This is a genomic window from Actinoplanes sandaracinus, from assembly GCF_030009775.1.
Taxonomy (GTDB): Bacteria; Actinomycetota; Actinomycetes; order Mycobacteriales; family Micromonosporaceae; genus Actinoplanes; species Actinoplanes sandaracinus.
Map to the genome: position 1 here is coordinate 163,741 of NZ_JASCTH010000014.1, position 17,136 is coordinate 180,876.

Consider the following 17,136-nt stretch of genomic DNA (forward strand, 5'->3'; position numbering starts at 1 on the left):
GTCCCCGGCCGGATCGATGAGCGGCGCCGGGCCGCCCCCGCGGCGCCGGCCTCACCAACGGCCCTCCTCCCCCGCCCACAGCCCATCCCCACGGCCGGCCGGACAAGCGCGGCGGCACCCGCCCGCTCCTCCCGCGCCCGCCGTCACCGCTGTCGACGCGTCCCGGGGCGCGGTAGGGTCGCCGCAAGGGGTGGTCGGATTGGGCGCACTGCAGGACGCGTGGGAACTCAGCCGGTCCGAGACGGGCCTGGCGATCGTCTCGACCGTGCGGGCCGACCTGACGGTCCAGTCGACGCTGGTCAACACCGGTCTGATCGATCATCCCGGCGACGGGGAGCCGGTGCTGGCGTTCGTCACCTACGGAGCCGTGAAACTGCGCAACCTGCGGGAACGGCCGCAGATCGCGGTGGCGTTCCGCAGCGGCTGGCGATATGCGACGGTCGAGGGCCGGGCGCTGCTGGCCGGCCCGGACGACCCACAGCCATGGCTCGGCCCGGAGCGGCTCCGGCTGCTGCTGCGCGAGATCTTCACCGCTGCGGGCGGGACCCACGACGACTGGCCGGCCTACGACCGGGCCATGGTCGAGCAGCGGCGCACAGCCGTCCTGGTCACCCCGACACGGGTCTACCCCGGAGCCTGACCCAACCCTCCCTCCTTACGCGACTGCCTCCCCACGCGCGGAGGACTCTGGTCGGCTTTGTCGGCCTGGTCGCGGAGCAGCCGCCTGCCTCCACGCGCGCGGACGACTCACCGGCCGCATCCTTCGCGGGCGGCTCACGTGGCCCAGCGCAGCGTCGCCGGAACAGCACGCCCTGGCACAAGCAGCGCGATACGGGTAGAACCGCGCGAGTGGCCCCGAACGGCGCGGCATGGGCGGTGAGGCAGGGACTCCGCCCGAAAGGCGCGGCCGGGCCGCGCGGCACCGCCGCCTCGCGTGGCTCGGCGGCGCCCGCGTAGGTCGTACGAGAAGAATCGGGTGAAGCGGGAGCACCCGCCGACGGTGACTGAGAAGCGGTCGCTAGGTTGCGCTCATGCTGATCAGTTTCGGATTGCCCGTCTCCGGCGCGTGGGCCCAGCCGGAGACGCTGGCCACGATCGCGCGGAAGGCCGAAGGTTACGGCTACCACGGACTGTGGGCGTTTCAGCGCCTGCTCGTGGGCCGGGGGCAGGATCTCGCGCCCGTCTATCACAGCGTGCTGGATCCGATCGTGGCGCTGACCTGGGCGGCCGCCGGGACGTCCCGGATCCGGCTGGGCGTCTCGGTGATCAACCTGCCCTATGTGTCGCCGGCCTATCTGGCGAAGCAGGCGGGTTCGCTGGACCGGCTGTCCGGCGGGCGGTTCGATCTGGGCCTGGGCACGGGCTGGTCGGAACCGGAGTTCGCGGCGACCGGATCGGATCCTCATCCGCGCGGTCCTCGCACCGAGGAGTACCTCGCGGTGTTGAAGGCCCTGTTCAGCGGGGAGGAGGCGGAGTTCGGCGGCCGGTTCTACCAGGTTCCGCCGAGCCGGATGGCTCCGGCCCCGGTGCAGCCGGGTGGTCCGCCGGTGCTGCTCGGCGGGACGGCGGACGTCGCGTTGCGCCGGGCCGGGCGGATCGCGGCCGGCTGGGTCAGCAGCAGCCGGACGAGCCTGCCGGACATCGCCCGGGGCGTCCGCATCGTGAGGGAATCGGCGGAGGCCGCCGGACGCGACCCGGATTCGTTGCGTATCGTGGTGCGTGGTGTGGTTCAGGCCGGGCGCCGGGACGAGGCGCTCCCGCTCTCCGGCGACTGGGTTCAGATCCGCGCCGGCGCTGAGCGGTACGCTGAGGCGGGCGCCACCGAACTGTTCTACGAACCCAACTGGGATCCGCGCATCGGTGGACCGGACGCCGACCCCCGGTCGGCGGCGACGCTAGGTGAGGAACTCCTTGCCGGACTTGCTCCGAACCGCTGATCGTTCCTTAAGTGGGGGAGCGGAATCGGTCGGCCATAAATGGCGGATCTTGTTGCTTCACGCGGTACTCGATCGTTCATCGGCTCGCGCCGATGGGGGTTCGGAATCTGAAACCGCCGGGAAACAGTGAGGCGTAGCAGGGCTTCCACCAGGACTGGTAACTCTCCGCAACTGCAAGAACGCATAAGCGCGGTAAACCCGACATTCCCAGCATGAAGGTCGTTTCGCCGCACCGAAGATGATGTTTTTACCCTCAAAATGGTGTCTTATGGGCCCGACACTCTATCCGCGATATGACCTAGGCCTTATGGCTACCAACCCGTTCCGTTACCGGATCGATGCGTCAACACATTTCTCGTCCTGCGGATCTCGGATAAATTTCTGAACCGCGGCAGACGAATACCGCTCACATACGCTCCAGAGGGGCGCGTCATCGGAGGGGTGATTGGTGCGTGGTACAACCAACTATCGACTCCGGCCGCATACCGACGATCCCGATGTGTTTCGACCACCCGCCGTCATCACGGCAGGAGGAGCCGACCCGCACGGGAACGGGCTGGACCGGTCTCGCTACCGCGAGTAACCGGTTCGATTCGCGACCACGTCCGCCACGAGGAGACACCGCATCATGAGCAACACCCCGGCCGCCGCCGACTCCCGCTCACCGGGCACCGAAGACACGGCCGTCGCGGTTCTCCAGCCCGACACCACCGCGGCGAAGGCGTTCGTCGGGCGCTCGCCCGGCCAACTCGCCTGGCTGCGCCTCAAGCGCGACCGGACCGCCTTCGGCAGCGCCATCACGGTGGCCGTCTTCATCCTGGTCGCGCTACTCGCCCCGGTGATCTCCCGGCTGTACGGGATGACCCCCACCGCGGGCTTCAGCGACAAACTGAACTTCGAGGGCCTGCCGGTCGGCTACCTCGGCGGCATCTCCGGTGAGCACTGGCTGGGCCTCGAGGCGGGCAGCGGCCGTGACCTGTTCATGCAGCTCATCTTCGGCCTGCGCACCTCGCTGATCATCGCCTTCGCCGCGGCGATCATCTCGATCGCCCTCGGCGTGGTGGTCGGCATCGTCAGCGGCTACTTCGGTGGCTGGGTCGACCAGGCGCTCACCTGGCTCACCGACTTCATGCTGGCCTTCCCGTTCCTGGTCTTCGCCCTCGCGATCATCCCGATCATCAACACGGCGCTGTACGACGTGGGCGAAGAGGTTCCCGGCTCCTTCCGGATCACGGTCATCATCGCGGTGTTCGCGCTGTTCGGCTGGATGACCACCGCCCGGCTCGTCCGGGGCCAGGTGCTGTCGCTGCGCGAGCGGGAGTATGTCGAGGCCGCCCGCGCCGCCGGCGCCGGCAGCGCGCACATCCTGTTCAAGCAGCTCCTGCCGAACATCTGGGCGCCGATCCTGGTCGCCTTCTCGCTGGCCCTGCCGGGCTTCATCGCGGCGGAGGCGGCGTTGTCCTTCCTCAACATCGGCGTGGTGGAGCCCACCCCCGACCTCGGCCGTCTGGTCTACTACGGCCGGCAGTGGCTCGGCACTCCCGACTGGGCCTACTTCATGATCCCCGCGACGGCCGTCTTCGTCGTGGTCCTCGCCTTCAACCTGCTGGGTGACTCGCTTCGTGACGCGCTCGATCCCAAGGCAGGGAAGTAAACCGGCCTCGGCCGGATTGAGTATCGAGATATCGACTTCCGTTCGCGCCGTGGCGGGCCGTGTGGCCCAGGCGTGCAACGGTTGAGGGAAGGAGAACCTACGTGCGACGCAGATTCGGAGCGCTGTCTGCCGGCGTTCTGACCGTTGCCCTTGTTGCCAGCGGTTGTTCTGAGACAACCAACAGCAACTCCGGCGGCGACCAGAAGGCAAAGGTTCAGACCGGCACCATCGCAACGGACCCGGCCGAGTCGCAGGGTCCCGCCAAGGCCGTCCAGGGCGCCACCAAGGGCGGCGTGGTGAAGCTCCTCCACGCGGCGGAGTTCGAGCACCTCGACCCGCAGAAGATCTACGTCTCCGACGCTCTGTCGATGGCCACGCAGTTCGCGCGGACGCTGACGGGTTACAAGGAAGACGGCACCGGCAACCTGAAGCTCGTCGGCGACCTGGCGACCAACGCCGGTGAGGACGTCAACGGCGACTGCAAGGTGTGGAAGTACACGCTGAAGGACGGCCTCAAGTTCGAGGACGGCACCCCGATCACCGCGCAGGACGTGGCGTACGGCATCTCGCGCTCGTTCGACCCGGACTGGGGCGACGGCCCGACCTACCTCCAGCAGTGGCTGGCCGGCTCGGTCGAGTACAACACCACCTACAAGGGCCCGTTCGTCAGCCCGAACGACCCGATCCCGGGCGTGAAGGTCGAGGGCGAGAAGGTTCTGACCTTCACCTTCCCCGCGCCTCAGTGCGAGACCCCGTACGCGGTGGCCATGCCCACCTCGGCGCCGGTTCCGAAGGCCAAGGACACCAAGGGTGACTACGACCGCAAGCCGGTCTCGTCGGGCCCGTACATGATCAAGGAACACGCGTACGACCAGTTCATCGAGTTCGTCCGCAACCCGAACTGGGACGCGAAGACGGACCCGATCCGTAACGCGTACCCGGAGGGCATCCGGGTCGAGTTCGGTATCGACGCGGAGAACGGCGCGAACCGCGTCGCCGCCGACGCCGAGGCCGACAAGACCGCGTTCATCTGGGCGAACGTCCCGGCCGCGGTGCTGCCGAAGACGCGTGCCCCGGAGTTCAAGGAGCGGGTCAAGAACGGCCCGTCGCAGTACGTCGAGTACACGTACATCAACATGGACCGGGTCAAGGACCTCAAGGTTCGCCAGGCCCTGAACTGGGCGGTCGACCGCGACGCGATCCTCAAGATCCGCGGCGGTGTCGACACCTTCGGCTCCACGCTGCTGTCGCCGACCATCGGCGGCTACCAGAACTACAACGCCTACGACGGTGGCCCGACCGGCAACCCGGAAGAGGCCAAGAAGCTGCTCGGCGGTCAGCAGATCACCCTGACCTACGCCTTCCCGAACATCCCGGCGCGTCAGCAGATGGCGGCCAAGACGAAGGAGGTCTACGCGAAGGCCGGTATCAACATCGTCCTCGCGCCGCTGGACCCGAACTCGTACTACAAGGCGGTCGGCACCAAGGGCAACCAGTACGACCTGATCCGTGGCGGCTGGGGTGCCGACTGGCCGAGCGCCTCGACGGTCTTCCCGGCTCTGTTCGATGGCCGTACCATCCGTGACTCGGGTAACCAGAACCTCGCCTACATGAACGAGGCCGAGGTCAACAGCGAGATCGACCGGATCAAGGTCATGAAGGTCGACCAGGCCGCCGGCGAGTGGGCCAAGCTCGACAAGATGATCATGCAGAAGTACGCGCCGGTGATCCCGCAGTACTACATCAACAACTACGAGATCCACGGTTCGAAGATCGGCGGGACGTTCCTCAGCGACTCGTACGGTCACATGACCCTCAACACCATGTTCGTCAAGCCGTAACAACCTCTCCAAGTCACGCCGGTGGGATGATCGCTTACCCGCGGTCATCCCACCGGTCGTGGCCAGTCAAAAGGAATGTAGAGAACCGTGCTCCGCTTCCTGATCAAGCGCCTGCTGCTGGCGTCGACCACGCTGGTGGCCATCTCGATCGTCACCTTCCTGCTGTTCTTCGCGGTGCCGACCAGCCCCGCGTGGGTGATGTGCGGGCGCAACTGCTCCCCTGAGCGGATCGCCCAGGTCGAGCAGAGCCTCGGTCTCGATCAGCCGATCACCACGCAGTACACCGACTTCGTCAAGGGTGTCTTCGCCGGCCGCACGTTCGACGACGCCGGCACCATCCGTGAGTGCGACGCCCCCTGCCTCGGCTACTCCTTCCGCAGCCAGGAGCCGGTCACCGATTCCCTCGCCCGTACGCTGCCGGTCACTCTGAGCATCGTCATCGGCGCGATGGTGGTCTTCCTGACCGTCGGCATCGGCCTCGGCATGCTGGCGGCGCTCCGCAAGGGCTCGGTCTTCGACCGGGTCGCCATCGGCGCCTCCGTCGGCTTCGCCTCCACCCAGACCTACACCCTCGGTGGTGTGCTGCTCCTGGTGCTCGTCTACTCGACCGGCATCCTGCCGAACCCGTCGTACACCCCGATCACCGAGAACCCGCTCGCCTGGGCAAGTGGCCTGCTGCTGCCCTGGATCACGCTCGGCCTGATCAACTCCGCGCTCTACGCCCGGCTCTCCCGGGCGCAGATGATCGAGACGCTCACCGAGGACTTCGTGCGTACGGCACGGGCCAAGGGTCTTCCGGCGCGGACGGTCAACCGGCGTCACGCGCTGCGTGCGGCGATCACCCCGCTCGTCACGATCGCGGGTGTCGACCTCGGGTCCTACCTCGGTGGCGTGGTCATCACCGAGAGCGTCTTCAGCCTCAACGGCATCGGCCGGGCGGCCGCCGACGCGGTGGCCGACCTGAACCTGCCGCTGGTCATGGCCACCGTGCTGGTGGCGGCATTCTTCATCGTCACCATGAACATCATCGTCGACATGCTCTACGCGGTGATCGACCCGCGCGTGCGACTCGGCTGAGCCGTCCAGAGCTGACGTGGAAAAGAGCGATATGACGACCTCGACCAGCCCTGCCGCGGCCACCGTGGACCCGGAGGCCTACCTGCAGGTGCGCGACCTCAGGGTGCAGTTCCCGACCGAGGACGGCCTGGTTCGCGCGGTGGACGGCGTGACCTTCTCGGTCCGCCGCGGCCAGACCCTCGGCATCGTCGGTGAGTCCGGTTCCGGCAAGAGCGTGACGAGCATGTCCATTCTCGGCCTGCACAACCCGGACCGGACCAAGATCAGCGGCGAGATCTCCGTCGGTGGCAAGAACATCGTCGGGATGAAGGAGGAGCAGATCCGGCGCCTTCGCGGCAAGGACATGGCGATGATCTTCCAGGATCCGCTGTCCGCGCTGCACCCGTACTACAAGGTCGGCGTCCAGATCGCCGAGGCGTACAAGGTGCACCACCCCTCGGCGAGCAAGAAGGCGGCCACCACCCGGGCCGTCGAGATGCTCGACCGGGTCGGCATCCCGCAGCCGCAGCGGCGCGCCAACCAGTACCCGCACGAGTTCTCCGGCGGTATGCGGCAGCGCGCCATGATCGCGATGGCCCTGGTCAACGACCCGGCGCTGCTGATCGCCGACGAGCCGACCACCGCCCTGGACGTGACCGTGCAGGCCCAGATCCTGGAACTGCTGGAGGACCTGCAGCGGGAGTTCCAGTCGGCGATCATCATGATCACCCACGACCTCGGCGTGGTCTCTCAGGTGGCCGACGACGTGCTGGTGATGTACGGCGGCCGGCCCGTCGAGACCGGCTCGGTGGAGCAGATCATGAAGCGGCCGCAGCACCCGTACACCTGGGGCCTGCTGGCCAGTGTGCCGTCGCTGCACGGTGACGCGAACGTCGACCTGGTGCCGATCAAGGGCAACCCGCCCAGCCTGATCAACCTGCCTACGGGATGCGCGTTCAACCCGCGCTGCCGTTACGCTGGCCAGAACGGCAATCGCTCCTTCTCCGAGGTTCCGGAGCTCCGCTCGGCCGGCGAGGCCGGGCATCAGGTCGCCTGCCACATGTCTTTCGAGACCCGGCAGCGGCTCTACGCAGAAGACATCGCGCACGCAGGAGTGGCCCAATGACTGATCTCGCAGATTCCACGGCGAGTGCGGCCACGACCACCGTTCCGGCTCGGGAGCCGCTGCTCAAGGTCGAAGGCCTGACCAAGCACTTCCCGGTGCGCTCCGGCGGGTGGGGCAAGGCCTCCGTGGTCCGCGCGGTGGAGAACGTGAGCTTCGAGGTGCGCCCCGGCGAGACGCTCGGGCTGGTCGGCGAGTCCGGCTGTGGGAAGACCACGACCGGCCGCATGCTGGTCCGGCTCCTGGAGCCGACGTCCGGCAAGATCACCTTCGAGGGTGAGGACATCACCCGCACCAAGGGTGCGAAGCTGCGCAAGCTCCGCCAGGACATTCAGATCATCTTCCAGGACCCGTACGCGTCGCTGAACCCGCGGCACACCGTCGGCCGGATCGTCGCGATGCCGCTGCAGGTCAACGGCATCGAGCCGCCCGGTGGCGTGAAGAAGCGGGTGCAGGAGCTGCTGGAGACGGTCGGTCTCAACCCGGAGCACTACAACCGTTACCCGCACGAGTTCTCCGGCGGTCAGCGGCAGCGCATCGGCATCGCCCGTGCTCTGGCGCTGAAGCCGAAGCTGATCGTCGCCGACGAGCCGGTGTCCGCCCTGGACGTGTCGATCCAGGCGCAGGTGGTCAACCTGCTCCGCCAGCTCCAGCGCGATCTCGGGCTGTCGTTCGTCTTCATCGCCCACGACCTGGCGGTGGTCCGGCACTTCTGTGAGCGGATCGCCGTCATGTACCTGGGCCGCATGGTGGAGATCGGCACCCGGGAGCAGATCTACGAGAAGCCGGCGCACCCGTACACCCGGGCCCTGCTCTCGGCCGTGCCGGACGTGACCCGGCTCGGCTCGGCCAGCCGCATCAAGCTGGAGGGCGACGTGCCCTCGCCGATCGACCCGCCGTCCGGCTGTGTCTTCCACACCCGCTGCTGGAAAGCCCAGGAGAAGTGCTCGGCCGAGGCGCCGAAACTGCTGCCGAACCCGAACGGTTCGACCTCGGCGTGCCACTTCCCGGAGACCGGCAAGCTTTTCTGACCCGCCTGAACGGATCATCGACCGCCTCCCGCGTCTGCTGCGCGGGAGGCGGTTCGTTTTACCCTGTGCGAGTGGATCAACGATCTCCGACCGTCTATCGCACCAAGTCCTGGCGGAGCCGGCGCCGGGTGGTGACCGTCGCGGGCGCGGCCGCCCTGCTGCTGGCCGGCTATCTGCTCGGGCGCTGGCAGGACACCCCGGCCGAACCCGTGATCAGCACGCCGGCGGCCGCTACCGCGGCGCCGCCGGCCCAGGCGCCCCCATCGGCGGCCCCGTCCGCTTCCCCCGAGGCGACCGCGATCAGGTACGCGGTGCTGCAGGCCGAGTCGGCGACCGAGCTCTCCGGGGTCGAGACGGAGAAGACCGACGACGAGGGCGGCGGCGAGAACGTCGGCTGGGTCAACCGCGACGACTACCTGCGGTTCGACAACTTCGACTTCGGCGCGGTCGCGGCGACCAAGGCGGAGATCCGGATGTCGTCGGGGGCGAGGATCACCGGCCGTGTCCAGATCCGCCTGGACAGCCGGGACGCCGCGCCGGTCGGCGAACTCTCGGTGAGCAACACCGGGAGCTGGCAGAGCTGGCAGACGGGCACCGCCGTGCTCCAGCCCGTGACCGGAACGCACACGGTGTTCCTCACGTTCACCTCGGACGAGGACGACGAGTTCGTCAACATCAACTGGCTGCGGTTCGAGCACTGACCACCCGCAGTCGAACACATGTACTAGTGTGGCGGCATGATCCTGCACGCTGACCTGGACTCGTTCTACGCGTCGGTCGAGCAGCGCGACGATCCCGCGCTGCGCGGCCGGCCGGTCCTGGTCGGCGGGGGCGTCGTCCTCGCCGCGAGTTACGAGGCCAAGGCCTTCGGCGTGCGGACCCCGATGAGCCTCAGCCGGGCCCGTGCGCTCTGCCCGCAGGCCGTGGTGGTGCCACCGCGGATGAGCGCCTACTCCGCTGCCAGCAAGACGGTGTTCGAGGTCTTCCGCGACACCACCCCGATCGTCGAGCCGCTCTCCATCGACGAGGCGTTCCTCGACGTCGACGGCCTGCGCCGGATCCGGGGCACCGCCGAGGAGATCGCCCACCGGCTACGCGCCGACGTCCGCTCCCGGACCGGGCTGCCGATCACCGTCGGGGTGGCGCCCACCAAGTTCCTGGCCAAGGTGGCCAGCGCCGTGGGCAAGCCCGACGGCCTGCTGGTCGTGCCACCCGGCGGCGAACTCGACTTCCTACACCCGCTGCCGGTGGAGAGGCTGTGGGGTGTCGGCCCGGTCACCGCCGCCAAGCTGCGCGAGCGGCAGATCCACACTGTCGGGCACGTCGCCCGGATCGGCGAGGCCGCCCTCGTCGCCATGCTCGGCGGCGGCGCCGGCCGGCACCTGCACGCGCTAGCCCACAACCGCGACCCGCGCCGGGTGGAGACCGGGCGGCGGCGCGGGTCCATCGGCGCACAGTGCGCCCTGAGCCGGTCGCGCGGCCTCAGCGAGATCGAGGCGGTCCTGGACGCGCTGGTCGACCGGGTCACCCACCGCATGCGGCGAGCGCAGCGGGCCGGGCGCACCGTCACGCTGCGGCTGCGGTTCGGCGACTTCAGCCGGGCCACCCGGTCGCGCAGCCTGCTCAAGGCCACCATGCAGACCAGCGCGATCCTGCGGACGGCGTCGGAGCTGCTGCACGAGGCGGCCCCGCTGATCGCCGAGCGGGGTCTCACCCTGGTCGGCGTCGCGGTCGGCAACCTCGACTCCGACGGCGCGGAGCAGTTGGAGCTCCCGTTCTCCGCGCCCCGGGCGGACGGGCTGGACGCCGCGGTCGACCGGGTCCGTGAGCGTTTCGGCGCGGCGTCCCTGCGGCGCGCCGCGATGGTCGGCCGCGAGATGAACCCGTCCGTACCGCTCCTTCCCGACTAAGGCAGACTGCAGGACGTGCGGAAGATCTATGTAGTCGGTATCGGCGCGGGCGACCCGGACCATCTCACCCTGCAGGCGGCCAAGGCGATCGGCCGGACCGACGTGTTCTTCCTCCTGGACAAGGGCGAGGCCAAAGCCAGCCTGGTCGAGCTGCGGGAACGGCTGATCCGCGGCTACTCGAAACCGCGCAAGCGCATCGTCGAGGGCCGTGACCCCGACCGGGACCGCAACCCCTCCGACTACACCGGCACCGTCGCCGACTGGCGGCACCGCCGCTCCCTCGTCCTGGAGGAACTGATCGTCGAGCACCTCGACGAGGACGAGACCGGGTCCATCCTGGTCTGGGGCGACCCGTCGCTCTACGACTCCACGATCGCCATCCTGGAGGAGATCCTGGAGCGCGGGGCGATCGACTTCGAGTTCGAGGTGATCCCCGGCATCAGCAGCGTCTCCGCCCTGGCCGCCAAGCACCGGATCGGCCTGAACCGGGTCGGGCAGCCGTTCCAGGTGACGACCGGGCGGCGGCTCGCCGAGGGCTGGCCGGAAGGCGTCGACGACGTGGTCGTGATGCTCGACGCCCAGCAGGCCTTCACCGGCCACCCGGAGGCCGACATCTACTGGGGCGCCTACGTCAGCACACCCGACGAGCTGCTGGCTTCCGGCCGGGTCGCCGACGTGGGCGCGGATATCGTCCGGACCCGCACCGAGGCCCGCGAACGCCACGGCTGGATCATGGACACCTACCTCCTGCGCCGCCGCGCCGGGGAAGGCCGCACCGCCGGCGAGTGACGACCCGCCGGCGGCTGAGGTCCGTTACGCCGGGCCGTCTTCCAGGTCGCCCTCGGTCTCCAGGTAAAGCTGCTGGAGGGCGGCCAGCGTCTGCGGCTCCGGGGAGTCCCAGAGCTTGCGGTCGGCGGCCTCCAGGAGACGCTCGGTGATGCCGTGCAGGGCCCACGGGTTGGACTGCCGCATGAACTGCTGGTTCTCCGGGTCGAGGACGTAACTGGCGGCCACCTGCTCGTACATCCAGTCGGTCACCACGCCGGCGGTCGCGTCGTACCCGAAGAGGTAGTCGACCGTGGCGGCCAGCTCGAAGGCGCCCTTGTAGCCGTGCCGGCGCATGGCCGCGATCCAGCGCGGGTTGACCACCCGGGCCCGGAAGATGCGGGCGGTCTCCTCGGTGAGACTGCGGGTGCGCGCCTGGTCCGGGTTGGTGTTGTCGCCGATGTACGCGGCCGGCGCCTTGCCGGTCAGCGCCCGCACCGTGGCGATCATGCCGCCGTGGTACTGGAAGTAGTCGTCGGAGTCGAGGATGTCGTGCTCGCGGGTGTCGATGTTCTTCGCGGCCACGTCGATCCGCCGGTAGGCGTTCTCCATGTCGCCGCGGGCCGGCACGCCGTCCAGGCCACGGCCGTAGGCGAAGCCGCCCCACACCGCGTACACCTCGGCCAGGTCGGCGTCGTCGCGCCAGTTGCGGCTGTCCATCAGCGGCAGGATGCCGGCCCCGTACGCCCCGGGCCGCGACCCGAAGATCCGCATGGTGGCCCGCCGCCAGTCGCCGTGCTCGCCCTGGTCGCGCAGCGCGTGCTCGCGCACGTAGTTGTCCGGCTCGTCGAGGGCGGCGACCAGCGTGAAGGCGTCGTCGAGCATCGCCACCACGTGCGGGAACGCGTCCCGGAAGAAGCCCGAGATGCGGACCGTCACGTCGATCCGCGGCCGGCCCAGCTCGGCGGCCGAGATCGGTTCCAGGGCGGTGACCCGCCGGGATGCCGGGTCCCAGACCGGCCGCACGCCGATCAGCGCGAGGATCTCGGCGATGTCGTCGCCGGCGGTCCGCATGGCGCTGGTGCCCCACGCGGAGAGCCCGACCGATTTGGGCCAGTCGCCGTGGTCGGCCCGGTAGCGGGCGAGCAGCGACTCGGCCATCGCCTGCCCGGTCTCCCAGGCGAGCTGGCTCGGGATGGCCTTGGGGTCGACGGAGTAGAAGTTGCGGCCGGTCGGCAGCACGTTGATCAGGCCGCGCAGCGGTGAGCCGCTGGGCCCGGCCGGGACGTAACCGCCGTCGAGGGCGTGCAGCACGTTCGTCAGCTCGTCGGTGGTGCGGGCGAGCCGCGGAACGACCTCGGTCGCGGCGAATTCCAGCACCCGCACTACGTCGGCGTTGTCCGACAGGTCCGAGATGCCGGACGGGGACCAGCCACGCTCCTCCATCGCCGTCACGAGCGAGCGGGCCTCCGCCTCGACAGCGTCGGTCGACGCGGTGGACGCGTCCTCGGTGAGGCCCAGCGCCTCCCGCAGGCCCGGCAGCGCGGCCACCTTGCCGGCCCACATCTGCCGGGCGCGCAGCATGGCGAGGACCAGGTTGATCCGGGCCTCGCCGACCGGGGCGGCGCCGAGGACGTGCAGCCCGTCGCGGATCTGGACGTCCTTGACCTCACACAGCCATCCGTCGATGTGCATGATGAAGTCGTCGAACTCCTCGTCCTCCGGACGGTTCGACAGGCCGAGGTCGTGGTCCATCTTGGCGGCCTGGATCAGGGTCCAGATCTGCGCCCGGATCGCCGGCAGTTTCGCCGGGTCGAGAGCCGCGATGTTGGCGTGCTCGTCGAGAAGCTGCTCCAGCCGGGCGATGTCGCCGTAGGACTCGGCGCGGGCCATCGGCGGGATCAGGTGGTCGACCAGGGTGGCGTGGGCCCGCCGCTTGGCCTGGGTGCCCTCGCCCGGGTCGTTGACCAGGAACGGGTAGATCAGCGGCAGGTCGCCGAGCGCCGCGTCGGTGCCGTCCGAGGCCGACATGCCGACGTTCTTGCCGGGCAGCCACTCCAGGTTGCCGTGTTTGCCGACGTGCACCACCGCGTGGGCGCCGAAGTCGTCGGCCAGCCATCGGTACGCCGCCAGGTAGTGATGCGAAGGTGGCAGGTCGGGGTCGTGGTAGATGGCCACCGGGTTGGCGCCGAACCCGCGTGGCGGCTGCACCATCACCACGATGTTCTCGTCGCGGAGCGCGGCCAGCACGATGTCGCCGTCATCGGTGTAGAGCTCGCCCGGCGGCGGCCCCCAATGCCGCTGGACGCTCTCCCGGAAGTCGTCCGGCAGGGTCTCGAACCACGCCACGTAGCGCTCTCCCGAGATCCGCACCGGGTTCGAGGCGAGCTGTTCCTCGGTGAGCCAGTCCGGGTCCTGCCCGCCGGCCGCGATGAGGGTGTGGATCAGGGAGTCGCCGTCGTAGTCGGTGAAGGATCCGACCTGGTAGCCGCGTTCCTGGAAAGCCGCCAGCAGAGCGACCGTCGAAGCCGGGGTGTCCAGGCCGACCGCGTTGCCGATCCGCGAGTGCTTGGTCGGGTACGCCGACAGCATCAGCGCGATCTTTCGTTCCGACGGCGGCGTGTGCCGCAGCCGGGCGTGCGCCACCGCGATCCCGGCCACCCGGGAGGCCCGCTCCTCATCGGCCACGTAGACCGAGAGGCCGTCGGCGTCGATCTCCTTGAACGAGAACGGCACCGTGATGATCCGGCCGTCGAACTCGGGGATCGCCACCTGCGTGGCCGCGTCCAGCGGCGTCAGGCCGTCGTCGCTGGCCTCCCAGGCCGCGCGGGAGCTGGTCAGGCACAGTCCCTGAAGGATCGGCACGTCAAGGTCGGCGAGCACCCCGACGTCCCACGCCTCGTCGTCGCCGCCGGCGCCCGCCGTGGCCGGCTTGGTGCCGCCCGCGGCCAGCACCGTCACCACCAGCGCGTCGGCCTTGCGCAGCTCGGTCAAAAGCTCGGGCGGCGCGGTGCGCAGCGAGGCGGTGAAGATCGGTAGCGCACGCGCGCCCTTCGCCTCGATCGCCCGGCAGAGCGCCTCGATGAAGGCGGTGTTCCCGGCCATGTGGTGGGCGCGGTAGTAGAGAACCGCGACGGTCTCCCGGCCGTCCTGCCCGGAGCGGGGCAGGAGACCCCACTGCGGAGCCTCGACGGCCGGCGCGAAACCGTTGCCGGTCAGCAGCACCGTGTCGGAGAGGAAGTCGTGCAGCGACGCCAGGTTCTCCGCGCCGCCCTGCGCCAGGTAGATGTGCGCGTCCGCCGCGACCCCGGCCGGCACCGTGGAGAGTTTCATCAGGTCGGCGTCGGGCGCCTGCTCGCCACCGAGCACGACCACCGGCACACTGCCCGCGAGCAGCGTGTCCAGGCCCTCTTCCCAGGCTCGGCGGCCACCGAGGATGCGCACCACGACGAGCTCGACACCGTCGAGCAGCGCGGGGAGATCGGCCACCCCGGTCCGGGCGGGGTTCGCCAGACGCCAGGCCGAGCCGCTGGCCCGGGCACTGAGCAGGTCGGTGTCAGATGTCGACAGCAACAGGAACACGCGCTGCACTCCCCTCGGGGTCCGCGCCCCGGGTAGATCGGATGTCACGGCGACCGGAGTTCCTGGCTCCCAGGGCGAACCCTGGTGACAGTGGCGGGACCGCGCCGGACTCGCACCGGCTTCCTCCGCGGCGTCGCCGCTCGTAGCCCCTAACCATTCCGAACGCTGGTGCGCGCCGTCAAGGCGGGGCGGCGTCTGTGACGCTCCCGACCCGAAGGTGAGGTCCCCTCGGGGGGCCGTCGTAGTATCCGGGCCATGCCTCCCCGCCGATCCTCCGACACGGACGCCTGCCCCGGCGCGCTGCGGCTGCACGCCGCCGCCGACGGCATGCTGGCCCGGGTCCGGCTCCCCGGGGGGATGCTGTCCGGCGCCCAGCTGCGCTCGCTGCGCGAGCTGGCCGAGGAGTTCGGCGACCACCATCTGGAGCTGACCTCGCGGGCGAACCTCCAACTCAGAGCGTTGACAGCCGACGATGCCCCAGCGTTGGCGAGCCGCTTGCGCGCCGCTGGGCTGCTGCCTTCCACCACCCACGACGGGGTACGCAACATCGCGTCACCGCCGCTCGCCGGGCCACCTCTCCGCGCTCTCGTAGGACACCTGGACCGCGCGCTCCTCAGCGATCCCGTCCTGGCCACGCTGCCGGGGAAGTTCCTGTTCGCGATCGGCCGCGTCCCGCTCGCCGCCGACGTGGCGGCGGTCCCGGCCGGCGCCGCGGGTTCGTTCGCCATCCGTTTCGACGGCCACGACACCGGGATCCGGGTCGGCGCCGACGGTGTGGTGCCGGCGCTGATCGCCGCCGCGCACGCGTTCCTGGCCGAACGGGAGGCGCAGCGCGAGTCACCGGACCGGTCACCGCACGCCGCCGGGCCGGCCGTGTGGCGGCTGCGCGAACTCGCCGGCGGCCCGGGCCGCGTCTCCGCCCGGGTGGTGTCCGCGCTCGGCCTGACGCCGGTGCCGGCGCCGGTCGCGGCGCCGGCCGACGCCCCGGAGCCCGGTGACCTGATCGGGGTCGTGCCGCAGGCCGGTGGCCTCGCGGCGATCGCGGCGCTGGTGCCGGTGGGGCGGGTGGGCGGCGTACCCATGAAGATCTTGGAAGAAGCGGACCTGCTGGTCGTGACGCCCTGGCGCGGGGTGGTCGTGCCCGATCTGACGCCGGAGGCGGCACGCGGCTGGGCCGGCCGCCTGGCCGGCGCCGGGCTGGCCGTGACGCCGGGCTCGCCCTGGTCCGGGGTGACCGCCTGCGCCGGGCGCCCCGGCTGCGCGAAGTCGCTGGCCGACGTCCGTGCCGACGCCACCGCCGCGGCCCGCGCCGTTCGCGGCCTGCCGGTCCACTGGGTGGGCTGCGCCCGCGCGTGCGGCAGCCCGGCGGGCCCGCACGTGCGTGCCGAGGCCACCGGCGACGGCTACCTGATCACCCGTGTGCCCGCGTCCGGCGACCACCCCGCCGTGCATGTGCCCGAGGCCGCCCCGGCGAACCGGGGCGAGCCGGTGGACGAAGGATCCGGGCCGGTGACGGGTGATCTGGGTGACGTGGTGGCTGTGGCGAGGAGGCCCTGAGTGATGGACTACATACGCGACGGAGCGGAGATCTACCGGCGATCGTTCGCCACGATCCGGGCCGAGGCGGACCTGTCCGGGCTGCCGGAGGACGTGTCCCGGGTGGTGGTCCGGATGATCCACGCCTGCGGGATGGTGGATCTGGTGGACGATGTCCGGTTCAGTCCGGGAGTGGTCACCGCGGCACGGACGGCGCTGCTCGGCGGGGCGCCGATCCTGTGCGACGCCGAGATGGTGGCGTCCGGGGTGACCCGCGCCCGGCTGCCCGCCGCCAACGAGGTGATCTGCACCCTTCGTGACCCGGGCGTGCCGTCGCTGGCGGCGCGGATCGGCAACACCCGCAGCGCGGCCGCCCTCGACCTGTGGGGTGACCGTCTCGGCGGTGCCGTGGTGGCGATCGGCAACGCGCCGACCGCCCTGTTCCGGCTGCTGGAGATGGTCGCGGCGGGCGCGCCGAAACCGGCCGCGGTCCTCGGCATCCCGGTCGGTTTCATCGGCGCGGCCGAGTCGAAGGAGGCTCTCGCGGAGTCCGGCCTGGAATATCTCGTCGTGCGTGGCCGCCGGGGTGGCAGCGCCATCACCGCGGCCGCGGTGAACGCCCTCGCCTCGGAAGCCGAGTAGGTGCTCGCTCCGGACAGCAGGTCAGCCCCCCACCCCCGGAACGCGATACAGCTCGGAAG

Annotated in this window: 13 protein-coding genes and 1 riboswitch; of the genes, 12 read left to right on the forward strand and 1 reads right to left on the reverse strand. The window is 70.2% G+C overall.

The genetic code is table 11. The features are described 5' to 3' along the window. The first annotated feature begins 199 nt into the window (after window positions 1–199). The 10 genes from QLQ12_RS22170 (at window position 200) to cobF (ending at window position 11,341) form a co-directional block, all read left to right on the forward strand. Window positions 200–640 (forward strand): TIGR03618 family F420-dependent PPOX class oxidoreductase, encoded by a 441-nt coding sequence (locus QLQ12_RS22170; protein WP_282762197.1) that lies wholly within the window; start codon window positions 200–202, stop codon window positions 638–640. A gap of 391 nt (window positions 641–1,031) precedes the next feature. Continuing rightward, on the forward strand, window positions 1,032–1,937 hold the full coding sequence (locus tag QLQ12_RS22175) for a TIGR03619 family F420-dependent LLM class oxidoreductase (RefSeq protein WP_282762198.1): 906 nt from the start codon (window positions 1,032–1,034) through the stop codon (window positions 1,935–1,937). A gap of 628 nt (window positions 1,938–2,565) precedes the next feature. Further along, the gene (locus tag QLQ12_RS22180) at window positions 2,566–3,591 is read left to right on the forward strand and encodes an ABC transporter permease (RefSeq protein ID WP_282762199.1); all 1,026 of its coding nucleotides are present in this window, start codon (window positions 2,566–2,568) and stop codon (window positions 3,589–3,591) included. A 101-nt stretch (window positions 3,592–3,692) separates the two neighbouring features. Continuing rightward, complete coding sequence (locus tag QLQ12_RS22185; RefSeq protein ID WP_282762200.1) at window positions 3,693–5,432, forward strand: ABC transporter substrate-binding protein; 1,740 nt, start codon at window positions 3,693–3,695, stop codon at window positions 5,430–5,432. A gap of 87 nt (window positions 5,433–5,519) precedes the next feature. Continuing rightward, complete coding sequence (locus QLQ12_RS22190) at window positions 5,520–6,509, forward strand: ABC transporter permease (protein WP_282762201.1); 990 nt, start codon at window positions 5,520–5,522, stop codon at window positions 6,507–6,509. A gap of 31 nt (window positions 6,510–6,540) precedes the next feature. Next, window positions 6,541–7,614, forward strand: a complete 1,074-nt coding sequence (locus QLQ12_RS22195; protein WP_282762202.1) for an ABC transporter ATP-binding protein — start codon at window positions 6,541–6,543, stop codon at window positions 7,612–7,614. Beyond that, window positions 7,611–8,642: an ABC transporter ATP-binding protein gene (locus tag QLQ12_RS22200; RefSeq protein WP_282762203.1), complete on the forward strand. Its 1,032-nt coding sequence runs from the start codon at window positions 7,611–7,613 to the stop codon at window positions 8,640–8,642. The genes QLQ12_RS22195 and QLQ12_RS22200 overlap by 4 nt, the downstream gene beginning before the upstream one ends. 71 nt (window positions 8,643–8,713) lie before the next feature. Next, complete coding sequence (locus QLQ12_RS22205; RefSeq protein ID WP_282762204.1) at window positions 8,714–9,343, forward strand: carbohydrate-binding protein; 630 nt, start codon at window positions 8,714–8,716, stop codon at window positions 9,341–9,343. Between the two features lie 36 nt (window positions 9,344–9,379). Next, complete coding sequence (dinB, locus tag QLQ12_RS22210) at window positions 9,380–10,552, forward strand: DNA polymerase IV (protein WP_282762205.1); 1,173 nt, start codon at window positions 9,380–9,382, stop codon at window positions 10,550–10,552. 15 nt (window positions 10,553–10,567) lie between these two features. After that, on the forward strand, window positions 10,568–11,341 hold the full coding sequence (gene cobF, locus QLQ12_RS22215) for a precorrin-6A synthase (deacetylating) (protein ID WP_282762206.1): 774 nt from the start codon (window positions 10,568–10,570) through the stop codon (window positions 11,339–11,341). Between the two features lie 24 nt (window positions 11,342–11,365). Here the strand turns inward: cobF and cobN are convergent, their stop codons facing one another. After that, window positions 11,366–14,899 (reverse strand): cobaltochelatase subunit CobN, encoded by a 3,534-nt coding sequence (gene cobN / locus QLQ12_RS22220; RefSeq protein ID WP_282762207.1) that lies wholly within the window; start codon window positions 14,897–14,899, stop codon window positions 11,366–11,368. Window positions 14,900–14,935: 36 nt separating this feature from the next. Next, window positions 14,936–15,060, reverse strand: a riboswitch (cobalamin riboswitch). Window positions 15,061–15,154: 94 nt separating this feature from the next. On the opposite strand from cobN, the gene QLQ12_RS22225 reads away from it, so the two are divergent. Then, entirely contained in the window at window positions 15,155–16,456 is a 1,302-nt protein-coding gene (locus QLQ12_RS22225) for a precorrin-3B synthase (RefSeq protein ID WP_282762208.1), read from the forward strand. A 3-nt stretch (window positions 16,457–16,459) separates the two neighbouring features. Beyond that, the gene (locus tag QLQ12_RS22230; protein ID WP_282762289.1) at window positions 16,460–17,077 is read left to right on the forward strand and encodes a precorrin-8X methylmutase; all 618 of its coding nucleotides are present in this window, start codon (window positions 16,460–16,462) and stop codon (window positions 17,075–17,077) included. Window positions 17,078–17,136 lie beyond the last annotated feature (59 nt).